Annotated in this window: 20 protein-coding genes; 4 read left to right on the top strand and 16 right to left on the bottom strand. The window is 30.9% G+C overall.

Features of this window, described 5'->3' with window-relative positions:
- Nucleotides 1–8: 8 nt before the first annotated feature.
- Nucleotides 9–1,109 (bottom strand): glycosyltransferase, encoded by a 1,101-nt coding sequence (locus Q0678_RS06025; RefSeq protein ID WP_299055336.1) that lies wholly within the window; start codon nucleotides 1,107–1,109, stop codon nucleotides 9–11.
- Nucleotides 1,110–1,127: 18 nt separating this feature from the next.
- Complete coding sequence (locus Q0678_RS06020) at nucleotides 1,128–1,814, bottom strand: cell division ATP-binding protein FtsE (RefSeq protein WP_299055334.1); 687 nt, start codon at nucleotides 1,812–1,814, stop codon at nucleotides 1,128–1,130.
- Between the two features lie 159 nt (nucleotides 1,815–1,973).
- Here Q0678_RS06020 and Q0678_RS06015 point away from each other — a divergent pair, with 159 nt between their 5' ends.
- The 4 genes from Q0678_RS06015 (at nucleotide 1,974) to Q0678_RS06000 (ending at nucleotide 8,873) form a co-directional block, all read left to right on the top strand.
- Complete coding sequence (locus Q0678_RS06015) at nucleotides 1,974–5,042, top strand: tetratricopeptide repeat protein (protein WP_299055332.1); 3,069 nt, start codon at nucleotides 1,974–1,976, stop codon at nucleotides 5,040–5,042.
- Nucleotides 5,035–6,801 (top strand): hypothetical protein, encoded by a 1,767-nt coding sequence (locus tag Q0678_RS06010; protein WP_299055329.1) that lies wholly within the window; start codon nucleotides 5,035–5,037, stop codon nucleotides 6,799–6,801. The genes Q0678_RS06015 and Q0678_RS06010 overlap by 8 nt, the downstream gene beginning before the upstream one ends.
- Nucleotides 6,802–6,865: 64 nt before the next feature.
- Nucleotides 6,866–8,299 (top strand): M20/M25/M40 family metallo-hydrolase, encoded by a 1,434-nt coding sequence (locus tag Q0678_RS06005; protein ID WP_299055327.1) that lies wholly within the window; start codon nucleotides 6,866–6,868, stop codon nucleotides 8,297–8,299.
- Between the two features lie 124 nt (nucleotides 8,300–8,423).
- Nucleotides 8,424–8,873: an FKBP-type peptidyl-prolyl cis-trans isomerase gene (locus tag Q0678_RS06000; protein ID WP_299055324.1), complete on the top strand. Its 450-nt coding sequence runs from the start codon at nucleotides 8,424–8,426 to the stop codon at nucleotides 8,871–8,873.
- Between the two features lie 61 nt (nucleotides 8,874–8,934).
- Here Q0678_RS06000 and trpA read toward each other — a convergent pair whose 3' ends face one another.
- The 14 genes from trpA to Q0678_RS05930 all read right to left on the bottom strand — a co-directional run bounded on the left by trpA (nucleotide 8,935) and on the right by Q0678_RS05930 (nucleotide 22,620).
- Nucleotides 8,935–9,702, bottom strand: a complete 768-nt coding sequence (gene trpA / locus Q0678_RS05995; RefSeq protein ID WP_299055322.1) for a tryptophan synthase subunit alpha — start codon at nucleotides 9,700–9,702, stop codon at nucleotides 8,935–8,937.
- 3 nt (nucleotides 9,703–9,705) lie between these two features.
- Nucleotides 9,706–10,497, bottom strand: a complete 792-nt coding sequence (locus tag Q0678_RS05990; protein WP_367181496.1) for a DUF3050 domain-containing protein — start codon at nucleotides 10,495–10,497, stop codon at nucleotides 9,706–9,708.
- Nucleotides 10,478–11,677: a tryptophan synthase subunit beta gene (gene trpB / locus Q0678_RS05985; RefSeq protein ID WP_299055319.1), complete on the bottom strand. Its 1,200-nt coding sequence runs from the start codon at nucleotides 11,675–11,677 to the stop codon at nucleotides 10,478–10,480. Before trpB ends, Q0678_RS05990 begins: the two co-directional genes overlap by 20 nt.
- Nucleotides 11,678–11,754: 77 nt before the next feature.
- Complete coding sequence (locus Q0678_RS05980) at nucleotides 11,755–12,450, bottom strand: phosphoribosylanthranilate isomerase (RefSeq protein ID WP_299055317.1); 696 nt, start codon at nucleotides 12,448–12,450, stop codon at nucleotides 11,755–11,757.
- 91 nt (nucleotides 12,451–12,541) lie between these two features.
- On the bottom strand, nucleotides 12,542–13,330 hold the full coding sequence (gene trpC / locus Q0678_RS05975; protein WP_299055315.1) for an indole-3-glycerol phosphate synthase TrpC: 789 nt from the start codon (nucleotides 13,328–13,330) through the stop codon (nucleotides 12,542–12,544).
- Between the two features lie 29 nt (nucleotides 13,331–13,359).
- A complete protein-coding gene (locus tag Q0678_RS05970; RefSeq protein WP_299055313.1) occupies nucleotides 13,360–13,719 on the bottom strand; it encodes a four helix bundle protein in 360 nt (119 codons plus the stop codon).
- A 26-nt stretch (nucleotides 13,720–13,745) separates the two neighbouring features.
- Entirely contained in the window at nucleotides 13,746–13,916 is a 171-nt protein-coding gene (locus Q0678_RS05965) for a hypothetical protein (RefSeq protein ID WP_299055310.1), read from the bottom strand.
- A 52-nt stretch (nucleotides 13,917–13,968) separates the two neighbouring features.
- Nucleotides 13,969–14,961, bottom strand: a complete 993-nt coding sequence (gene trpD / locus Q0678_RS05960) for an anthranilate phosphoribosyltransferase (RefSeq protein ID WP_299055307.1) — start codon at nucleotides 14,959–14,961, stop codon at nucleotides 13,969–13,971.
- A gap of 80 nt (nucleotides 14,962–15,041) precedes the next feature.
- Complete coding sequence (locus Q0678_RS05955; RefSeq protein WP_299055304.1) at nucleotides 15,042–15,620, bottom strand: aminodeoxychorismate/anthranilate synthase component II; 579 nt, start codon at nucleotides 15,618–15,620, stop codon at nucleotides 15,042–15,044.
- Nucleotides 15,621–15,692: 72 nt separating this feature from the next.
- Nucleotides 15,693–17,084 carry an anthranilate synthase component I family protein gene (locus tag Q0678_RS05950; RefSeq protein ID WP_299055301.1) on the bottom strand — a complete coding sequence of 464 codons (1,392 nt, stop codon included), beginning with the start codon at nucleotides 17,082–17,084 and terminating at the stop codon, nucleotides 15,693–15,695.
- A 211-nt stretch (nucleotides 17,085–17,295) separates the two neighbouring features.
- Nucleotides 17,296–17,601 (bottom strand): type II toxin-antitoxin system RelE/ParE family toxin, encoded by a 306-nt coding sequence (locus Q0678_RS05945; protein ID WP_299055297.1) that lies wholly within the window; start codon nucleotides 17,599–17,601, stop codon nucleotides 17,296–17,298.
- A gap of 1 nt (nucleotide 17,602) precedes the next feature.
- Nucleotides 17,603–17,854 carry a hypothetical protein gene (locus tag Q0678_RS05940; RefSeq protein WP_299055294.1) on the bottom strand — a complete coding sequence of 84 codons (252 nt, stop codon included), beginning with the start codon at nucleotides 17,852–17,854 and terminating at the stop codon, nucleotides 17,603–17,605.
- 27 nt (nucleotides 17,855–17,881) lie between these two features.
- On the bottom strand, nucleotides 17,882–21,223 hold the full coding sequence (gene gatB/aspS / locus Q0678_RS05935) for a bifunctional amidotransferase subunit GatB/aspartate--tRNA ligase AspS (RefSeq protein WP_299055291.1): 3,342 nt from the start codon (nucleotides 21,221–21,223) through the stop codon (nucleotides 17,882–17,884).
- A complete protein-coding gene (locus tag Q0678_RS05930; RefSeq protein WP_299055288.1) occupies nucleotides 21,223–22,620 on the bottom strand; it encodes an amidase family protein in 1,398 nt (465 codons plus the stop codon). The genes gatB/aspS and Q0678_RS05930 overlap by 1 nt, the downstream gene beginning before the upstream one ends.
- Nucleotides 22,621–22,665: the final 45 nt, after the last annotated feature.

Genomic DNA, 22,665 nt, shown 5'->3' with positions numbered 1-22,665 from the left:
ATAATTTTTTATTTAAAATATGTATCTAATTTATTTGCCTCTTTTTCCCAACATAAAACATCTTTTGCTATTTTTTGATGTTCTTTGATTTCTTTTGTGAGAATTTTATTTTCTAAAACTTCATTAATTTTTTCTGCAATTTTTTCTGGTGAATAATTCTCTATTGTTACACCAACTTTATACTGGTTTATTATTGATGTAATTTCGGGTAAATTACCTGCTATTATTGGAATTTCAGCATGTATAAAATCGAACAACTTATTGGGCAATGAATACGTAAAACTAAGACCTAATGGCTCTTCTAGAACCATTCCTAAAGTTGCTTTTTTAGTGTAATTAACCAAAAGATCTCTATCTATTCTTCCTAAAAAATGAACTCTTTCACTCATTTTTTCTTTAATTACAAATTCTTTTAATTCATTTTCTACCTTACCATAACCAATGATCACTAAATCTAAATTACCAATAAAATTCAATGCTTTAATCATCGGTTTAATTCCTCTACCAGGATTTAAAACGCCTTGATATAAAATAGTTCTATTTTTTGTAGGAAAGCGAACCTCTTTAAATTGAAAAGGGACGTTTTTTAATGGTACATTTCTAATGACGGCCATTTTGTTTTGATACTTTTTATCATAGAAATCTGCTATTGATTTGCTAACGGTAAAAGACTTACTTATTTTGGGAAGAAAAAAACTTTCTGCTTTACGCCAAAAGTTTTGCACAAATTTTCTTCCTTGTAATTCAGGTCCTTCAGAAAAAAGCTCATGACTATCATACACCAAGTCTATATTTTTAATTTTACTTGCAAAAAAACAAGCTGGCAAAGTATCTAAATCGTTAGATAAGATGTAGCTATACTTTTTAAATAAAATGAAAAAAAATAAACGAATGTTATACTCTGCGTAGAATAAAAAATTATGATTAAAAAAATGTTTTTTTAAAATAATGCTATAGGGTCTTTTTACAGATATTGTATTTGGTAAAACTCTACCGTAAACGATAACAAGAAAACCTTTTTCAATAAGGTAACTACAAACTTTGTGCACCCTATAATCTGTAGACACATCATTTGTTACAGCTACAAAAATTTTCTTTTTTCGTTTCAATAATAATTCATTTAAAAACTAAGAGGTCGCTTTCTGTGTTACTTCAAAAAGTGCACCACCCTCGCATTTTAAGGTTCTTTGTTTAAACTTAACAATTAACTGATAATCATGTGTGGCCATCAATATGGTTTTACCACTTTTATGAATTTCGTTTAAAAGCTCCATCACTTCTAAAGATGTCTTCGGATCTAAATTTCCGGTAGGTTCATCTGCCAAAATTAGCTCTGGATCGTTTAGTAAAGCACGTGCAATTGCTATTCTTTGTTGCTCGCCACCAGAAAGTTCATAGGTTTTTTTAAAGTATTTAGACTTCATTCCTACTTTGTCTAAAACCTCATTAATTTTTTCTTTCATCTTGGCTTTGTCTTTCCAACCAGTTGCCTTTAAAACAAATTCTAAATTTTCAGAAACGGTTCTATCACTCAACAACTTAAAATCTTGAAAAACAATCCCTATTTTTCTTCTTAAAAAAGGAATTTCTTTTTCTTTCAATTTTTTTAAATCAAAAGAAACAATGCTTCCGTTTCCTTTTTGCAGTTTTAAATCGCCATAAAGCGTTTTCATTAAGCTACTTTTACCACTACCTGTTTTTCCTATTAAATAGTAAAACTCTCCTTTTTCTATTGATAAATTAACATCTGATAATACTAAACTATCTCTTTGATAAATAGCTGCTTTGTCCAAATGTAAAACCATATTACTCATACAAAAACTTATTTTTACAAACTTAAAAATTTCTTACGCTTTTTATACTATGAATTGTAAACAATTGTTACTTTTGATAAAAAACGGTCTTATTTTTAGTTCCCCTTCAAACAAATTAAAAAAATATTCGTTATTTATTAAAATAACCAACTCACTTGTATGAAGTTTAATTTTTTAAAAAAATATTTAACTGCTTTTATACTTATAATAAGTACCTCGTTTTGTATTGCTCAGCAAACGACTTCTAGCTTAACTAATCATTTTAGCGAAGCTTTAAACTTGTACAATAACAAGGCATATTCTGCAGCACAGAAAATTTTTACTGCTCTAGAAAAAAGCTCAAATAGCAATACCCAACTTCAAGAAAACATCTCCTATTATAATGCCTTGTGCGCTATTCATACAAAAGATATTAATGCTGATAAAATAGTAGTAAACTTTATTCAAAATAACCCGAATAGCTCAAAAAACAACAGACTTATTTATACGATAGCTAACTATTATTTTGGTAATAAAAAGCCAGCATATGCATTAAAATGGTATTTAAAAATTGATAAAGAAACAATAGAAAAAGAATTTATAAAAGAAATAAACTTTAAGATGGGCTATGCATATTTAGCTACTAAAAATTATGTTTTAGCAAAGAATCATTTTCTTGTTTTAATAAATGATCCTAAATACGGAAATGATGCTCGATATTACTACGGATTTATTGCCTACAAACTAGAAGATTATGGCATTGCCGCTTCTACGCTAAAAGAAATTGAAGATAGTGAAACGTATAAAGCAGAAATTTCTTATTATCTGTTAGATATTAGTTTTAAAGCAGGCAAATTTAAACACTGCATCACTGTTGGTAAAGAATTAATTAAAACCGTTCAAGAAAAAGATAAATCTGAAATTTATAAAATTATTGGCGAAAGCTATTTCAATTTAGAAAAATATGGTGACGCAATACCGTATCTAAAGAAGTATACTGGTAAAAATGAGAAATGGAATAATGTAGATTTTTATCAATTAGGATATGCTTATTACAAACAAAATGATTTTAAAAACGCTATAAATTACTTTAATAAAATTATAGATGAACAAAATTTTGTTGCTCAAAACGCCTACTATCATTTAGGGGAATGCTATCTTAAATTAGAGCAAAAATCTGCTGCATTAAATGCTTTTAAAACAGCCTCTGAAATGAGTTTTAGGCCTCAAATTAAAGAAGATGCTGCTCTTAACTACGCAAAACTTAGCTATGAAATTGGCAATCCTTTTAAAAGCGTACCGGTGGTTCTTAAAGACTATTTAAAAACCTATCCAAAATCTACAGCTTATGATGAGATAAATAAACTGATAATTGCCTCATACATTCATCAACAGAAATACCAAGAAGCAATTGATTTTTTATCAAAAAAACCAAAACAAAATAAAGAAGCTATTTTAGAAATTTCTTTATACAAAGCCTTTGATTTATTTAATGCTAAAAAACTAATTGAAGCCAACAATTTATTTGCAAAAAGTAAATTAGCAATTAATGATACTATTGCATTACAGGCATCTTACTGGGAAGCTGAAACCTATTATAGATTAAATGACTATAAAGAATCATTAAATAAATACATTTCTTTAAGTAAATTAATACCAAAAAATGCTGCAACTAATTATAATAACATCCAATATGCAATTGGTTATAATTACTTTCAATTAAAACAATATAAAAACTCCATAGAGGCCTTTAATCTATTTTTAAAAGCACCAAATACTGAAATAAACTTACAAGAAGATGCTAAAATAAGAATAGGAGATAGTTATTTTGCTACTAGAGAATACAACAATGCTTTAAAGCTATATAAAGAGATTGTAGATAAAGGAGATTTAAATGTTGATTATGCCCAATTTCAAGTAGCTATGAGTTATGGTTTTTTAAATGAAAATGATTTAAAAATAAAAACGCTAACAAACTTAATAACTCAAAACAAAAACTCAAATTTATTAGATGACGCACTGTATAACTTAGCGATAACTTATACAAAAACCAAACAACAAGATAAAGCCCACAAAGCATATAATCAACTAATAGAAGAGCATTCTAAAAGTGTTTTTATACCTAAAGCACTAGTTAGACAAGGTCTTTTATATTATAATGATAATAAAAATGAAGAGGCTTTACAAAGGTTTAAAACAATTACTAGTAAATTTCCTAATGCGCCAGAAGCTTTTGAAGCTGTTGCCAATGCAAGAAATATTTATATTGAAAAGGGAGACTTAAACGAATATATTAGTTGGACATCTAATTTGAAATTTATTAACATTACCAATACCGATATAGACAATACTAGTTTTAAAATTGCTGAAAAAAAATATGTAAAAGCTAATAATAACAAAGAGGCTACCAACAGTATTTTAAAATATTTAATAGACTTTCCGAAAGGAATTCATAAAATAAAAGCAAATTATTATTTGGCGGATTTATATTACAAACAAGGTGAAATAGATAAATCAATTCAATTTTATGAAATTATTTTAGAGCAAGAACAAAACGAATATAGCGAAGAATCTCTTAGTAAAATTTCTGAAATATATTTAGGCAAAAATGATTACAACAATGCAATTCATTACTTAGACCGACTTGAACAAGAAGCCTATGAAATAGAAAATATTTTATTCGCGCAAAGCAATTTGATGAATGGGTATTTTAAAACAGAGGCTTTTGAATTAGCAATTGAATACGCAAAAAAGATACTTCTAAAAGATAAAATAAGTCAGAAATTAGAAAACGATGCAAAAATTATAATTGCAAAAGCTGCTATTGAAATAAAAGATGATGATACAGCTAAAAAATATTATAGCGAACTAGAAAAAAGTGCTACTGGAGTATTAAAGGCAGAAGCACTCTATTATAGCGCTTACTTTAAAAATAAAAATAGCAACTATGAAGAATCTAATAAAATAATCCAACAATTAATTGCCGACTACTCTTCTTATAAAAATTGGGCTATTAAAAGTTATATTATAATGGGTAAAAATTACAATGGCTTAAAAGACCCTTATCAAGCAACTTTTATTTTTGAAAACATTATTAAGAATTTTAAAGAATTTGAAGAAATAATTAAAGAAGCAGAAAACGAATTGGCAAAAATTAAAAAAGAAGAAGCAAAAAGAAATAACTCTGTAATGCCAACATCAGAAGAAAACATAAATAAAGACAACCTTAAAAACGATAAAAATGATTAAAAAGAAAGGTCTATTTATAGTATTGTTTTTTATTTTAAAGAATTTAAGTGCTCAAAAACAAGAACCAATAAAAGATACTGTAAAAACAGAAGTTGTAACAGTAATAACTAAGTACAATCCTAAAATTGCTGATGTAAAAAAAATTACCAAAGCACCTAAATTAGAAGTACTAGAAAGTACTAAAAGAAAAAAATTAAAATACACCATTTTTTCTGCTCCAGTGGCTTCTACTTTTATACCTAAAAGTGGTACTTTAAAAGGAATTAATGTGGGTATTAAAGAGCGTATTTACAAAAATTACTTGGCACTTGGTTATGGCAATTACAATAGCCCTTATTTAGAAACTTACCTGTCTAATAGTAACCGTTTTAAAAATGAATTTGGCGTAAACATAAAATATACAGCCTCTTATGATAACATAAAAAATTCTGAATTAAATAGTGATTTCTCTAATCTTAAAACCACTGTATTCTACAAACAACATGAACGCTATTTTGATTGGATAACTAGTATAAATTTTGATAAAAACAATTACAACTGGCATGGTTTACAAAACAATAACTATTCTAAAGAAATAATAAATAATATTACTGAAAACCAATATTACAATGCTATTAATTTATTTGGGCAACTAAAATTTAAAGACTCTTATATTGATTATACAAACATAAGTGCTACACATTTTTCTGATCGGTACAACAGTGCAGAATATCATATAAAATTTGATTCTAAAATAGATTTCCCTTTAGATTTTATTAGCAATAGTTTAAACAATTTATCAGTAAAAAATAGTGTAGAATATTTGAATGGAAACTTTAAAAACAATTATTTAAATTTAAATTCGATAGATTACGCAACCTTTACATTAAGCATAAACCCAAGCTATTTATTAGAACTTAAAAATTTAAAAATTAAAACTGGCTTTAAAGTTTTAGTGGCTATGGATGATGAAAAAAATGCAACAACAACCTATTTGGTGCCAGACGTTACTTTTAAAACAAATTTAATCGACAAATACGTCTCTATTTACGGAAGTATTTATGGGAATTTACATACAAACAAGTACCATCATTTTTCTTTAGACAACCCTTTTATTTCACCAACTCTTTTAATTACCCAAACATTCGAAAAGATAAATACAAACCTAGGGCTACAAGGAAAAATAAACGATAAAATTGATTTTAATTTTAAAGCAACTTATAAGATAGAAGAAGACAAACCACTTTTTATAAAAAACATATCAAAAGACATGGGTAACAATCAAGATTTTATGGGTAATTCTTTAAGAGGATACGAATACGGAAACTCTTTTAAAGTGGTTTACGACAATGTAAATACAACCTCTTTTCTGTTTGAATTAGAATACAATTACTCTAAAAGCTTATCATTTCAATCAAAAGCAAACTATGCAATTTACAAGTTAGAAAATGAAGTAGAAGCATGGAATTTACCTACCTTAGAAACCAATACATCGATAAGGTATAAAAATAAAAAATGGTTTTTAGACACGAATATCATGTTCGTTAGTAATCGAAAAGATCTAAATTACAACAATCCATTTCCTTCAAACACAAAAACAATTAAAACTATAGATGCTTTTTTAAACGCTAGCATTAATGGCGGTTATCATTTTAATGATAAATTTTCTTCGTTTATAAAATTAAATAATTTATTAAATAGTAATTATCAGCAATTTGCTAACTTTAATACTCAAGGTTTTCAAGCTTTAGCGGGTATCACGTATAAATTTGATTTTTAAAAATTAAGCAACTAAAATAAATACTCGTTTTAAATTTATAACTTTACAAAAAACATCAGCATTTATGTACAAGCAACTCATATTACTTTCTCTTATAATTGTAGGATACTCTTGTAATTTAAAACAAGAAAAAGCGATAAATAAAACAACACAACCCTTAGAAGAAAAAATTGATTCTGCTAATATTAAAACTTTCTTTAACACAGCACTAACAACTGGCAAATCTTACGAATGGCTTAGAGATTTAACTCAAAATATTGGCGGTAGATTATCTGGCTCTCCAGAAGCTGCAAAGGCAGTTGTTTGGGGAAAAAATTTAATGAACGAAGTTGGTCTAGATTCAGTTTGGTTGCAACCAGTGATGGTTCCCCATTGGGTTAGAGGTCAAAAAGAAATTGCAAATTACACGATAAATGGTGTCAAAAAAAATGTACCAATTTGTGCACTAGGATTTTCTGTTGCAACGCCAAACACCGGTATAACTGCTCCTGTAATTGAAGTAAAAAGTATCGAAGAAGCAAAAGCTTTAGGAACTAAATTAAAAGGTAAAATTGTATTTTTCAACAGACCTTTTGATGATGCTTTAATAAATACTTTTAAAGCCTATGGTGGCTGTGTAGACCAAAGAGTACAAGGCGCAGCTGTTTGTGCTCCTTTTGGCGCAAAAGGTGTAATTGTACGCTCTATGACAAATTCTATAGACGATTACCCTCATACCGGAACAATGTCTTACGGAAACCTTCCTTTGGAACAACAAATTCCTGGTGCTGCAATTAGTAGCAGAGCTGCAAATATTTTAAGCAACGATTTGAAAGAAAACCCTAATTTAAAATTCTTTTTCAAACAGAACTGCAAAACATTGCCAGACGCACCCTCTTATAATGTAGTTGGCGAAATTAAAGGTACAGAAACACCTGAAAATATTTTTGTTGTTGGTGGTCATTTAGATTCTTGGGATTTGGGTGAAGGCGCACATGATGATGGTGCCGGAATTGTACAATCTTTAGAAGTGGCGTATTTATTTAAGAAGAATAACATCAAACCAAAAAACACAATTAGAATTGTCTTTTTTATGAATGAAGAAAACGGAACAAGAGGTGCAAAAAAATATGCTGAATTAGCAAAAATAAACAACGAAAATCATATTGGTGGCTTAGAGTCAGATGCTGGCGGGCATACACCCAGAGGCTTCTCTATTGATGCAAATACAGCAAACACAAAACTTTTAAAGAGTTGGAAAAAACTATTAGCTCCTTATGGTTTACACGATATAGATAAAGGTGGATCTGGTGCAGATATAAGCCCTTTAAAAGCAGAACAAGTAACTTTAGTTGGTTACAGGCCAGACTCTCAACGCTATTTTGATTATCACCACACAAGTATAGATACTTTTGATAAAGTAAATAAAAGAGAACTAGAATTAGGAAGTGCTTCTATGGCAAGTATTGTCTATTTAATGGACAAATATTTATACACCAATACTGTAATTAAGCCATAACTAAAATACTTTATTCAAACTACTTCTATACTATATAATAGAACATAAAAGGAGTTATTTTTTATATAAACCTGCAAAATAGAAGCTATTTATTTTATATTCGCTGAAAATAAAAAACCCAACAATGAAACCATATTTCTATTTACTTTTATCTATTTTATTATTTTCTTCTTGTGTTAAAAGTGATGCAAACTTTGAGCCTCAAACAGATGTAGACATCTTAAACTATATTGAAGAAAATAACTTAGACGCTACAAAAACTAGTTCTGGCCTATACTACGTAATTAACCAACAAGGCACAGGTGAAAGACCTACAAGTACCTCTAATGTAACTGTGGCCTATAAAGGGTACTTTTTAGATGGCAATACTTTTGACCAAAGTAACGCAAACGGTATCTCTTTTGGATTAAACCAAGTGATTGCTGGCTGGACAGAGGGTATCACGTATTTTAAAAAGGGTGGCGAAGGTATTTTACTAATCCCATACCAGTTAGGCTACGGGATAAATGGTAGAGGATCTATACCTGGTGGAGCTGCATTAATCTTTGATATCAAACTAATTGATGTAAACTAATTGATGTAAACTAATAAAAAAGGCAAAACCTATAAAGTTTTGCCTTTTTTATTGAAGAGCTTTAAGAGCGTATTGGCTTTATAAATTCAGCTATTTTGGCGATGCCATTTTTCCCTATATCTTTTATAAAAGCAGATCCAATGATTGCTCCATTTGCATAAGTACATGCAGTATTAAAAGTCTCTTTATCAGAAATACCGAACCCAATTATTAATTTACTTTTTAGATTCATATTTTTTATTCGCTCAAAATAGGCCAATTGTGCAGATGATATTTCACCTTTTGCTCCAGTAATAGAAGAAGAAGCAACTACATAAATAAAAGATTCTGTATATAAATCTATCTTTCTAATTCGTTCTTCTTCTGTGTTTGGTGTAATTAAAAACACATTGGTAAGACCATATTTATCAAATAATTGTTTGTAATGATTTTCGAACTCTACCATAGGTAAATCTGGCAAAATAAGTGTATCAATACCACATTCAACTACTTTTTTACAAAATTTATCTTCACCATATTTTAGCATTTGATTTAAATACCCCATTAAAACCAAAGGTGTTTTATTGGTTTCTTTAATGGTCATTAATTGATCGAAAACAATGTCTAAGTTAATACCGTTTTCTAATGCTTTCTGGCTACTTTCTTGAATTGTGGGACCGTCTGCTAATGGATCTGAATACGGCAAGCCGACTTCTATAAAATCTACCCCATTATTTTCTAATGCAGAAATAACTTTCGTAGTATCATCTAATTTAGGATATCCACACGTAAAATATATAGATAATAATTGCTGTTCTTTCTTCTTAAATAATTCTAAAACTGAATTCATAGATTATGCTTCTTGTAATTGATGTACTACTATTTGTTGTTCAATAGCGTTCCATAATTGAATTCTAACTTCTAATGCTTTTTTTGCAACGGTTAAGACATCTACCCATTTACTAGAATCATCTTTACACAATTCGGCAATCATTTCTAATGATAATGGTCCGTGTTCGTCTCCATCTAATTCAATATGCCTATTTAAATAATAAATAAAATTATCAAATTTTTTGTTTGTATTGTTTGATGTTTCATCAACAATTTTGATAAACATATCTGGTATTACGTCTTCTCTTCCAAAAGTAAAAGCCGCAGCTATTTTATGCGCTTCGTTAGTAGCAATTATATCAAAGGTAAAACGTAAAAAATCTTTTACCTCTTCTGAGATAGACAACAACTCTAACTCGGTTTCTAATGCACTTCCATTTGCAATATTTTTAATGAAATTTTCTATCATTAAAGTATCACAATTCATTTCTAACATTGCGCTTAAGTACATTTCAAAATGGCTTTTTACATCGCCATTGTTATCAATATCACTTTCTTCTGCTACAGTAATTTCATTTATAAAACGAGCTAACTTTGCATTTTTTACAGGTACCCAGGGCAAAGAAACACAAGTTAAATTTACTTGTAATGCTTTTAGTAAAGACATAAAATCCCACACAGCATACACATGCAATTCCATAAATAACTTTATATCATTTGTAGATGTTAATTTTTGATATAAAGCATGATTTTTTAGTTGTTCTCTTAAAGGCAATAACTCTTCTATAATTTCTTTAATCTCTTTTCTCATCATCTTCTAAATGTGTAATATACGTTTCTAAATCCTTATCTCCTCTACCCGACAAATTTACAACAACTACTTGATTTTCTCTAAATTTTATCTTAGATAAAACAGCCAAAGCATGTGCCGTTTCTAAAGCCGGAATAATCCCTTCTATTTTAGTCAACTCATAAGCTGCGTCTAATGCTTCTTTATCTGTTGCATTCATAAACGTTGCTCGTCCACTTTCATATAAAAAAGCATGTAAAGGTCCAACTCCTGGGTAATCTAAACCTGCAGAAATGGAATAAGGTTCAACAATTTGACCGTATTCATCTTGCATTAAAATGGTTTTAGAACCATGAATAATACCCACTTCTCCTAGTTGAGACGTTGCTGCGCTTTCTCCTGAATTAACCCCTAAACCAGCTGCTTCAACAGCAATTAATTCTACGGATTCGTCTTCTAAATAATGATAAAAGGCACCTGCAGCATTAGAACCACCGCCAACACAAGCAATAATTGTATCCGGATTTTCTTTCCCAGTTTTTTCTTTCAGCTGCCATTTCATCTCTTCAGAAATAATGGCTTGTAGCCTTGCTACCATATCTGGATGTGGAGCTGGCCCAACCACAGAACCAATTAAATAAAAAGTGTCTGGGTGCTGAATCCAATATCGTATCGCTTCATTAGTAGCATCTTTTAAGGTTTTAGAACCAGAAGTTGCTGCCACTATTTTTGCGCCTAACATTTTCATTCTGGCAACATTTGGTGCTTGACGCACAATGTCTTTTTCGCCCATAAAAACAGTACACTCTATACCCATTAATGCACAAACGGTAGCTGTTGCAACACCATGTTGACCTGCACCCGTTTCTGCTATAATTTTTGTTTTCCCTAGTTTTTTAGCGATTAAAATCTGACCGATGGTATTATTAACTTTATGTGCACCTGTATGACACAAATCTTCTCTTTTTAAATAAATATGTGCCCCATATTTTTCTGATAAACTTTTAGCTAAATACAAAGGTGTTGGCCGACCAACATAATCTTTTAATAAGGATTTATATTCTGTTTGAAATTCTTCAGATTCTATAATTTGAATATAGTTATCTGCCAATTCTTTAACATTCGGATACAGTAATTCGGGTATAAAAGCACCACCAAATTGTCCGAAATAACCATTTTTGTCTGGGTGAAATTTTGATTTCATATTTTTTTGTTGTGTCGTTGTTCTATCGTTTCATCATGAAATTGTTGGTTGTTATTTACAGCTCAACAGTTGCACAATTACAGAAAAATTTCATTTTTAAAGCGCTCTAACTCTGCTACTTTTTTAATTCCTGGTTCACTTTCAAATTTACTATTTACATCTATACCATAAATTGGCAAATGAGTCTTTAGTACTATTTTTAATTGTTCTAAATCAGCCAATCCAATTCCGCCACTTAAAAAGAACGGTTTTTCATACGGATATTGTTCTAAAACAGACCAATCAAACTTAGTTCCGTTCCCTCCTCTTCCTTTTCCTTTGGTATCAAAAAGAAAAAAATCTACCACTTCTAAATACGGTTTTAAAACATCAAAATTAAAAACATCTTTAATACCAAAAACTTTAATGATCTCAATATTATTTTTAGCAATGTAATGCTGATTTTTCTTCTTTTTAATCGTCTTGTTTTCCGCTATACACAAAGCTCTATTTTCTGCCAATTGCTTTTTTAAAGCAACTATATATTCTACAGATTCATCTCCGTGTAGTTGAAGTGCTTCTAACCTATATTCTTCAACTAAAGAAATAACAATCTCTGGATGTTCGTTTACAAAAACACCAGTCTTTTTAATCGATGCTGGTAAATCGGGAATAATTCCTTCAAAATTTCTTTTTGATTTTTCATAAAAAATAAAGCCCAAATAATCAGGTGCTAAACCCGCAACTTGCTCAATATTTTCAACGTTTTTCATTCCGCAAACTTTCAGCTTCATACTAGAAATGGTTTAATCGTTTATTTGTTTAACTTTTTAACTGTTTCACTGACTTTTACACAATTCAACAATCACACTGTTACACTTTTTTTTATCTTATTTGATGAATAAAATCGATACAAGCTTGACCTGGATTTTCTGTTTTCATAAAGTTTTCTCCGATTAAAAACCCTTGAAATCCAAATTCTTTTAATCCTGTAATTATTTTTGGATCAGAAATACCACTTTCAGAAACCTTAACACAAGTATCAGGTATCTGATTTGCTAGTTTAATAGAGTGCTCAAGATCTACTTCAAACGTCTTTAAATTTCGATTGTTAATACCGATAATTTTATTGTCTAAGTCGTTAATCTTATCCAACTCTTCTTGAGTATGTACTTCATATAAAACCTCTAACCCTAAATCTGTTGCTAAGTTTCCGTAGTTTTTTAATTCGGTAGCAGTTAAGCAAGAAGCAATTAATAAAATGGCGTCTGCACCAATAGCCTTTGCTTCTACAATTTGAAATCCGTCTACAATAAAATCTTTTCTCAAGATTGGTTTTTGCTGATTGATGACTCTCGCCTCCATTAAATCTGCCATAGTACCACCAAAAAAAGAAGTGTCTGTTAATATAGATTGCGCAGCAACATTGGCATCTAAATAACCATTGGTTACCTCTGCAATTGTTGCAGTATCATTAATGACCCCTTTGGATGGAGATTGGCGTTTGAATTCGGCAATAATCCCTGTAGAACCGACTTCTAATAAGGATTTTTTCAATGAAAAAGTTGCACGTCCAAAACTAGGACTTTTTACTAAATTCTGAACAGGAACTTCTGCTTTTATCTTTGCGATTTCCTTCTTTTTAAATGCGATTATTTTATCTAAAATTGTCATATAATTAATTATAAATTCTTAATTAAGAATTACGAATTGGTGTTTCTGATTGTTTTTTGAATACTTCCAATAATTTTTAAAATTTCTTCAATATCTGTCAATAATGATCTTGATTCTTCTTCAGTCAAAAAATCAGTATCTTTTAATAAGCGAATCCAATAATGAGATTCTCTTGCTTCTTTATAGGAAATTGTCAATTTCGCATAAAAATCTTTTCTACTTTGACCGCCAATTGCTTCTTCAATATTTGCGCCAACAGATGTTCCTGAACGCAATAATTGTTTACTTAACACAAACTCTTTCTTTTCTTGCGATAAGTGTTTGTATAGTTTAACTACTCGAACTGCAAAATTATAGCTTTTGATCTGAATTATATTATCCTTTTTCATAAGTCATAATTTACAATTCGTAATTCTTAATTATTTATCTTTTTATTTCTATACTTTAAGAAAAAGTAAACTACAACTCCAACAATCAAACCAATAACAGCTTGCTTAATTGGTGTTTTTGTTTCAATTCCTATCGCTATTCCCATTAACAGAAAAGCAGGTATTATAAGTATGATATTCTTTTTCTTTTTTGTCATTATTATCCATAATTAAGACCTCACAGGTTTTAAAAACCTGTGAGGTCTGTGTTTATAAATTCACCAATTTCTCCAACGCTTGTTTTGCTTTTAGTCCAAAAAGCGAATCTTTTGCTTCTAAAAAAGCAGTATCAAAACTTTTATCTTCATCTACAATTGTTAGCGCAAAAGCAGCATTGGTTAATACCACATTGTTTTGTGCATCTGTTCCGTTTCCTTCTAAAATAGATTTAAAAATTTTAGCAGCATCTGCAACAGAACTTCCTCCAAAAATTGCTGACTGTGCTATTCTCTTCTGCCCTAAATCTTCTGGCTTAATAAGTTGTTCTCCATTTTTAGTGAAAAACTTAAATTCACTTGTCAACGAAATCTCGTCATACCCATCTAAAGCGTGAATAATTCCGTAATTGATATTCTCTTCTTCTTGTAAAATATAATTGTACAAACGAGCTACTTCTAAATTAAAAGTTCCTAGCATATGATTTTTAGGAGAACTCGGATTTACCAAAGGCCCCAACATATTAAAAAATGTTTTTAGTGCCAAGGCTTTTCTGGTTGACCCAACGGCTTTCATAGCTGGATGAAATTTAGGCGCATGTAAAAAACAAATGTTTGCTTGCTCTAAATGTGTGCGTAAAATAGTTTCATCATTGGTAAACTCATACCCAAAACTTGCCAACATATCAGAAGAACCAGATTGAGACGAGACTGAATAATTGCCATGTTTTGCCACTTTCTGACCTGTTCCTGCAACAATAAAAGAGGTTAAGGTTGAAATGTTAAAAGTATCTTTTCCATCGCCTCCGGTACCAACAATATCAATAGTATTATAATCAGACAAGTCTACTTTTATTGCCAATTCATTTAAGGCATTTCTAAAACCAGCAAGTTCGTCTGCAGTAATTGGGCGCATCATAAATACGGTCATAAAAGACGCTAAATGGGCATCGTTATATTTTTCTGCAGCAATATCTTTTAAGATTTTAGTTGCTTCAGACGTAGACAATCTTTCGTGGTTATATAGTTTATTTAAAATGTCTTTCATTTAAATTGAGATCTAAAAGTTTGAAAGTAATAAAGTTGAAAAGTATTTCTCACTCAGAACTTTATAAACTTTTAACTTGATTACTTTTTAACACTATTTATAAAATTTGTTACCAACTGCTCGCCTACCTCTGTTAAAATAGATTCTGGATGAAACTGAACTGCAGAAATTGGGAACACTTTATGCTCAATTGCCTGTATCAAACCGTCTTCATCTCTTGCGGTTACTTGTAATACTTCTGGAAAACCTACATCTGTTGCTGCCCAAGAATGATAACGTGCCGCTAAAAATGTTGCGGGTACTTCTTTAAAAATAGTTGCAGTTGCATCTGTTACTTTCATTTCTGTTGCAACACCATGAAAAACTGCGTCTAAATTAATAATTGTTCCACCAAAAACTTCTGTAATTGCTTGCAATCCTAAACAAACACCAAATATTGGTTTTACACCAGCATATGTTTTAATTACTTCCTTTAAAATACCTGCTTCATCAGGAATTCCGGGTCCTGGAGACAACATTATTATATCGTAATTGCCAACATCTTGAATGCTTATTTCATCGTTTCTAAAAACTGCAGGAAAGTTTCCTGTAATTTTTTCTACCATATGAACTAAGTTATAGGTAAACGAATCGTAATTATCTAATATTAATATTTTCATATTTATCGAAAAATTGAATGATTAAATAATTTAAAAATTTTTGAATTTTTAAATCTTCAATCTTTTAATAATTTATATATTTTCTGCTAAAACAAGCGCCTTTTTTAGGGCTGCTAACTTATTATTTACTTCTTGTAACTCCTTCTTTTCATCACTATGTATTACAATTCCTGCGCCTGCTTGCGAGTACAAAACATTGTTTTTACTAACAAAAGAACGAATGGCAATGGCCAAATTAACCGAGCCGTCTAAACCAATAATACCCACGGCACCACCGTAAAAACCACGAGTTTGATTCTCATAGGTATCTATCAACTCCATTGCCTTGTATTTTGGCGCGCCACTTAAAGTACCAGCCGGAAAAGTATCACCTACAATTTCTATAGGATTTCCTTTTATTTGACCTCTTACTGTAGACACTAAATGAATAACATGACTAAAATACTGCACTTCTTTAAAAACATCTACCGAAACATTATTGGCATGTTTGCTTAAATCGTTTCTAGCCAAATCTACCAACATTACATGCTCTGCAGTTTCTTTTTTATCTTCGGATAATTTTTTACCCAACTTTATATCTTCGGCCATATCGCCAGTTCTTCTAAACGTACCTGCAATTGGATTGATGGTTGCTTTTCCTTCAGAAATTTTTATCTGTGCCTCTGGCGATGATCCCATTAATTTAAAACCACCATAATCAAAATAAAACAAGTAAGGTGACGGATTTATAGAACGCAATGCACGATAGACATTAAACTCGTCTCCTTTAAATTTTTGTTGAAACTGACGAGACAATACCAACTGAAAAACATCGCCTCTTTTGCAATGTGATTTTGCTTTTTTTACATACTCTATAAACTCATCTCCGGTAACATTAGAAGTTTCTTCGCCTACAAGCTCAAATTTTTGAGTATTAAAAGATTGTGCTTCTATAATTGTTTGTACTTCTTGAATGCGAGATTCAGAGCCTTCCTCTACATTCTCTATCAAAGTCATTTCGTCATTAAAATGATTGATGGCAATGATAAACCTGTAAAAACTATATTGCATTTCTGGTATCGCAGAAGGTGCTTTTTTATTTTTAAATTGAATGTTTTCGAAATACTGAACAGAATCATAAGTTGTATAGCCATACAACCCATTAAAAGATTTTAATTCTGCAGGACAATCAATTTCTATTGCATTCGAAAAAGCATCAAAAAGACTGTAAAAGTTTTTAGCGATGGGTTGGCTATCTATTTCTGCACCTTTATGTGAAACAGAAAATTGATAATTATCTACCTTCATAGAAACAACTGGTTCAATGGCAATAAAAGAAAAACTTTCTTCTTTACTATGATAGTCTGAACTTTCTAACAACAAGGTATTTGCGAACTTATCTCTAAAACGCAAATACAACCCAACAGGTGTTATAGTGTCGGCTATTTTTGTTTTATGGATGGTTTTGAATTTTATTTTCTTCATTTTTTATGCTGAACTTCTTTCAGTATTTTTTTTTAAAATAAAAAGGCTTATCGTGAGATAAGCCTTTTTTAATATATTATATACATACAGGTTTTATGCTCACTTATTTGTTAAGAGAGTTCCACCACCAAAATGTATTTTGTGTATTTTTCATTGTGATACAAAAATAAGGTAGATTTTTAAATTGAGCAACCTTTAAAATGATTTTATTTTATCTTCTAATTTCAGTTGGATTTCTAAAAGAATCAAATACTTGTAAAATTATTATTGACGATTTATTTTCAACAAAATACACCAACCTAAAATGCCTAACTACAATTCTTCTAAATGGTTTCCCTAAATATTCATCAACTTGATATTGAGAGACAAACTCTATATTTTTACTTGCGTTTAAAATATCATTTTTAACATTTCTAGCGTTGGTCTTCGATTTAGTTTTATCTAGAATTCTGTCAAAAATATATTTTAAATCTGCTGTTGCTTCAAGAGACCAAACAACATTTATTGATTTTGACATTTTACCAGCTTTCCGATTCTCTTTCTAAATCTTCAACCGCCAAAGCTTTTCCTTCTTTTACAGATTTTAGTGTATTTTCTACCTTTTTAACATACATTTCTTCAGTTAAAGGATCTCCTTGAACTGTAAACGCAACTATTTTCTTATTTGACAATTGTATTTCTAGAAAATCCTCAAAACGACTAACCAAATCGATATCTTTTATTTGATCAAAACGCTCCTTAAATATATTTTTTCTTGTTGCTAAATCCATATTAATAAGGTTTTTAACAAATATAAACTATTTTCTCATAATTTTTACATTCATCTCTTCTACTTTTTTATCTGAAAAAATAGACGGTGCATGAAACAATAAATCTTCTGAAGATCCTGTTTTCGGAAACGCCATTACTTCTCTAATAGACGCTTTCTTTTCTAAAATCATCATCAATCGATCTATACCCCAAGCAATACCTCCGTGTGGTGGTGCACCATACTGAAAAGCCTTATACATAGTTCCCACGCTCTTTAGCATTTCTTCTTTTGTATATCCCATATTTTTGTAAGTAGCTTCTAAAATCTCTGATTTGTGTGCACGTACAGAACCTCCACCAATTTCATAACCGTTTAAAATTAAATCGTATTGTTGGGCAATAATGGTTCCTATTTCTTCTCCTTCACCATTCATGTGCTTTTCTAAGTCATAAATTGCAGGCATCGAAAAAGGATTGTGTGTAAACGTCCAACGACCTTCTTCTGTTTTTTCAAACATCGGAAAATCTACTACCCAAGCAGGTCTTAATTCCTTTGGATGAATCAACTTTAAAATACGTCCCATTTCTTGACGAACCGCATCTAAGGCTTTGTTTGCCGTTGCATAATCTGCTGCAGAGAAAAATACAATATCACCTACTTTAGCCTGCGTTACATTTATAATATTTGCCGCAATTTCTTCGCCTAAAAATTTAATAATTGGCGATTGCAAATCGTTTTCATTAACAATAATATAAGCCAAACCACCCAAACCATTTTGCTGAGCAATTGCTGTTAAGTTTTCAATTTGCCCTTTAGACATTCTTGAGTTCCCTTGTTCTGCTGCAGAAACTTTAATACATTTAACAATTCCGCCTTCCTCAATTGGTTTGCTAAACACTTGAAATGTAGTTTCTTTCACAATCTCGGTAATGTCTTGCATTTTCAATCCATAACGCAAATCTGGTCTATCACAACCATAAGAATCCATTGCTTCTTTATAGGTAATTACTTTAAACGGATGTAAAATCCATTTTTTACCATAAATTTTCTGCACTACTTCATTAAACATCTTTGTGTTTAAATCTATAATCTGCTGCATACTTGCGTATGCCATTTCAATATCTAATTGTGTAAATTCTGGCTGTCTGTCTCCTCTAGAATCTTCGTCTCTAAAACAACGCGCAATCTGAAAATACTTCTCAAAACCACCCACCATTAACATTTGCTTAAACTGTTGTGGCGCTTGCGGTAAGGTATAAAAAGAACCTGCTTGTTTACGTGTTGGCACTATAAACTCTCTTGCTCCTTCATCTGTACCTGCGGTTAAAATTGGGGTTTCTATTTCTAAAAACTCTTCTTCATCTAAAATATCTCTAAGCAGCTTTATTACCTTATGACGATTTACAATTGCCTTGCGAACCGCATCGTTTCTGTGGTCTAAAAACTTATACTGAAAACGAGTTGTTTCATTCGTTTTCATGGCTCTTTTTATTTCAAAAGGCAAGGTTTTAGACAAGTTTAAAATTTCTAGTTCGGCAGTTTCCAACTCTAATGTACCTGTTTTTAAACCTGCATTATAATCGTCTTCATTTCTTTTTACTACTGTTCCGCTTACCATAATTACCGACTCTGGCTTTAACTTTACCAAATCTTCTATATTAGGAAACGTTTCTCTACTTAAACGTACTTGAAATATTTGATAACTAGAATCTCTTAGGTCGATAAAAATTAATTCACCATGATCTCTAACACTAGAAACCCAACCCGATAAGGTTACCACCTCATTAATTGAATCTTCGGAGATTTGAGAAATCTTATGAGTTCTGTATTCTTCTTTTATAATAATAGGAACTTTTGGTAATTCTTCTTCTATTTGGTTGTTGGTTTTTTGTTTTTGGTTGTTAGTTGTTACGCTACTTTCTTCATTATTACTTGAAGTTTCCTCAACAACTTTATTACTTAAAGCATCTAAGATGCCTTCACGAATTACTTTACCCGAAGCGCCTTTGCCAATAATTGCAATTACCTTACCTACTAAAATACCAGCTTTCCCTTGGTTACCAGCCTTAATATCGTTGGCAATCGCTTCGTTTTCTGAAACTACTTTTAAAATTGCAGCTTCTATTTGAGTTGCAGAAATTGTATTTTCTTTAAAGTAAGTAGTGTAATCAAACGCTGAATCTTCTAGTAAAAATTGAATTGCATTTTGTGCTAAAACAGCGGTTATTGCATCCTCTTTTAACAAAGAAAAAACAGTACTTAAACCGTCTATATTTTCAATTTTAGAATAGTCTTCTGGTGTTATAGTATTGGTTAATGTTTTTGCTACAAAAGAAGCGTCATGTACCTTATTGTTAATTGTTACAAAAGTTTTAGAACGCAAAGAATCTGCTGTAAAAAACTTAGCATCTTGTGGTAAAACGCCACCTTCAATTAAAATAGCTTCTACAGCAAATGGTAACGAACTAACATCTACATCAATACTATCTTCAACGTCTTTTATATTCACAAATGGCAAATCTGGCTCAGAAATAAAGCGGTAATCTGCTTCAAATTCTTTTTTACGCATTGTCTTGGTTTGCTTTAAATCTGCATCCCAAAGAACTGTTGTTTGGTCTGGTCTAAAAGCATTATTTTCTACAAAATAATTTAATTGCTTTTCAACCTCTTCCTTTAAAGCATCAATCATAAACTTAAAAGAATTTAAGTTTTTAATTTCTGTTCTCGGATTTAAAATCGTCGTTCCTTTTTTACGAAGTGACACCGAAACATCTGACTTAAATTCACCTTTTTCAAGATTTGCTTCTGATATTTTTAAGTTCTGAACAATACGTTGAATATATTGCGCATAGGTTGATGCATCTTCGATATTACGCACACAAGGCTCGGTAACAATTTCTATCAATGGCACACCTGCTTTGTTAAAATCTACCAAAGAAACCATTTTTTCGTGCATTAATTTAGCCGCATCTTCTTCAATATGTACCTGCGTTAATGCCACTGTAAACTGACTTCCATCGTTTCTAAAACAAGAAACTTGACCATCTGGAATTACAGGGTTAAAAAACTGAGTAATTTGTATATTTTTTGGGTTGTCTGGATACTCGTAATGTTTACGATCCCAAGAAATAACCTCGTTTGAAAATGTAGATGCTACCGCTTTTCCAAAATAAATAGCTTTGGTAATCGCTTCTTTATTTACAGACGGCAAAACACCCATTTGACCTGTACAAACTGCACATATATTGGTATTTGGCTGCTCTGTTTCTTGATTCGCACAAGAGCAAAACAACTTTGTTTTTGTGTTTAAACGAACGTGGGTTTCTAAACCGATTACCAACTCTAAATCGTGTTTTTCTATCAGTTTATCTAAGTGTTCTAATTCCATTATATCGTATCTTTTAAGAAGTTAGCAAACTTCAAAACAAGTTCGTCATTATTTTTTGCTGCGGTTATTTGCAAGCCAGTTTCTGTACCTTGTGGCACTGTTAATGTTGGCAATTGCCCCAAACTAAAACCAACAGTGTAAGCATCCGACAAATACATTGCCAACGGATCTTTTAAACTATCGCCAATTTTTGGAGGTGCTTGTGGTGTTACTGGTGATAGAATCACATCTACTTGTTCGAAATCTTTTTCGAAATTTTTAGAAATCTGATCTCTCAGCTGCAATCCTTTTAAGTAAATTTCATCAGAAAAACCTTGAGATAAAACTTGGTTACCCCCAACAATTCTTCGCTTAGTTTCTTCAGAAAAATTTTCTGATCTTGTAATTGAATAAGTGTCTTTTAAATTATCACCTTCTATCCTATTCCCGTAATTTGTACCATCTAATCTGGATAAATTAGAGGCAGTTTCTGCCATTGCCAATGTGTAGTATGTAGAAACTAAGGTATCCGATTCAAAGAAATCTAATTCTTTAACAGCAATCCCTTTCGCTTTTATTTTTTCTATGGATGCTAAAAAAGCTGCTTTTACACTTGCATCTATAGCTTCATTGGTAATAAAGTTTTTAAAATACCCAACGGTTTTTACGCCTTCTGTATTTAAAATATTTGCTACAGTAATTTCTTCTGATGCATACGTTGTTTGGTCTTTTACATCCTTACCGCTCATTGCGTTTAAAACAATTCTAATGTCTTCTGTAGAAGTTGCAATTGGCCCCACACAGTCTGTAGAAGATGCGTAAGCCATTAATCCGAATCTAGAAATTCTACCATAAGTTGGCTTTAATCCGAACACCTGATTGTAACCTGCTGGCTGACGCACAGAACCTCCAGTATCTCCACCAATAGAAAAAACCGTATACTCTTTGGCAACATTTACTGCAGAACCACCACTAGAACCACCAGACACCAGTGTTGGATTTACAGCATTTTTTACCGCGCCAAAAATGGTGTTTTCTGAAGATGAACCATGCCCAAAACTATCTCCATTTTCTTTTACTAACGGAATAGCGCCTGCATCTAATAATTTCTGAATGGCAGTTGCGGTGTATGGCGACTTGTATTTTTTTAACAAATTTGAGCTTGCTGTTGTATAGGTTCCTTGCACCATAAATACATCTTTAACACCAAAAGGAATCCCTTCTAACAAACCAATTTGTTCTCCTTTAGCAATTTTAGCATCTACTTTTGCAGCAGCTTCTAAAGCAAATGTTTCTAATAGTGAGTTTACGGTGTTGTGTGTATTCAATTTTAATACATCTAACTTACTTTTTATCAACTCTAAACAAGAAATCTCTTGGTTTATTAGTTGATTATGAATTTCTCTGATTTTACTCATATATATTATTTTTTAGTTTTGTTGCTATCACTAACAACTAAAAAA

This window comes from uncultured Polaribacter sp. (assembly GCF_947497125.1).
Taxonomy (GTDB): Bacteria; Bacteroidota; Bacteroidia; order Flavobacteriales; family Flavobacteriaceae; genus Polaribacter.
This window is presented reverse-complemented; position numbering and strand designations above follow the sequence as displayed.

Bases quoted from the DNA above. Each gene is read 5' to 3' on its own strand.
- Q0678_RS06015 (WP_299055332.1), top strand. From the start codon at position 1,974: ATGAAGTTTAATTTTTTAAAAAAATATTTAACTGCTTTTATACTTATA.
- Q0678_RS06020 (WP_299055334.1), bottom strand. From the start codon at position 1,814: ATGAGTAATATGGTTTTACATTTGGACAAAGCAGCTATTTATCAAAGA.
- trpB (WP_299055319.1), bottom strand. From the start codon at position 11,677: ATGAAATCAAAATTTCACCCAGACAAAAATGGTTATTTCGGACAATTT.
- Q0678_RS05990 (WP_367181496.1), bottom strand. From the start codon at position 10,497: ATGATGAGAAAAGAGATTAAAGAAATTATAGAAGAGTTATTGCCTTTA.
- Q0678_RS05930 (WP_299055288.1), bottom strand. From the start codon at position 22,620: ATGAGTAAAATCAGAGAAATTCATAATCAACTAATAAACCAAGAGATT.
- Q0678_RS05980 (WP_299055317.1), bottom strand. From the start codon at position 12,450: ATGAAGCTGAAAGTTTGCGGAATGAAAAACGTTGAAAATATTGAGCAA.
- Q0678_RS05970 (WP_299055313.1), bottom strand. From the start codon at position 13,719: ATGAAAAAGGATAATATAATTCAGATCAAAAGCTATAATTTTGCAGTT.
- Q0678_RS05950 (WP_299055301.1), bottom strand. From the start codon at position 17,084: ATGAAGAAAATAAAATTCAAAACCATCCATAAAACAAAAATAGCCGAC.
- Q0678_RS06010 (WP_299055329.1), top strand. From the start codon at position 5,035: ATGATTAAAAAGAAAGGTCTATTTATAGTATTGTTTTTTATTTTAAAG.
- Q0678_RS05955 (WP_299055304.1), bottom strand. From the start codon at position 15,620: ATGAAAATATTAATATTAGATAATTACGATTCGTTTACCTATAACTTA.
- Q0678_RS06005 (WP_299055327.1), top strand. From the start codon at position 6,866: ATGTACAAGCAACTCATATTACTTTCTCTTATAATTGTAGGATACTCT.
- trpD (WP_299055307.1), bottom strand. From the start codon at position 14,961: ATGAAAGACATTTTAAATAAACTATATAACCACGAAAGATTGTCTACG.
- Q0678_RS05945 (WP_299055297.1), bottom strand. From the start codon at position 17,601: ATGTCAAAATCAATAAATGTTGTTTGGTCTCTTGAAGCAACAGCAGAT.
- Q0678_RS05940 (WP_299055294.1), bottom strand. From the start codon at position 17,854: ATGGATTTAGCAACAAGAAAAAATATATTTAAGGAGCGTTTTGATCAA.
- Q0678_RS06000 (WP_299055324.1), top strand. From the start codon at position 8,424: ATGAAACCATATTTCTATTTACTTTTATCTATTTTATTATTTTCTTCT.
- gatB/aspS (WP_299055291.1), bottom strand. From the start codon at position 21,223: ATGGAATTAGAACACTTAGATAAACTGATAGAAAAACACGATTTAGAG.
- Q0678_RS05965 (WP_299055310.1), bottom strand. From the start codon at position 13,916: ATGACAAAAAAGAAAAAGAATATCATACTTATAATACCTGCTTTTCTG.
- trpA (WP_299055322.1), bottom strand. From the start codon at position 9,702: ATGAATTCAGTTTTAGAATTATTTAAGAAGAAAGAACAGCAATTATTA.
- trpC (WP_299055315.1), bottom strand. From the start codon at position 13,330: ATGACAATTTTAGATAAAATAATCGCATTTAAAAAGAAGGAAATCGCA.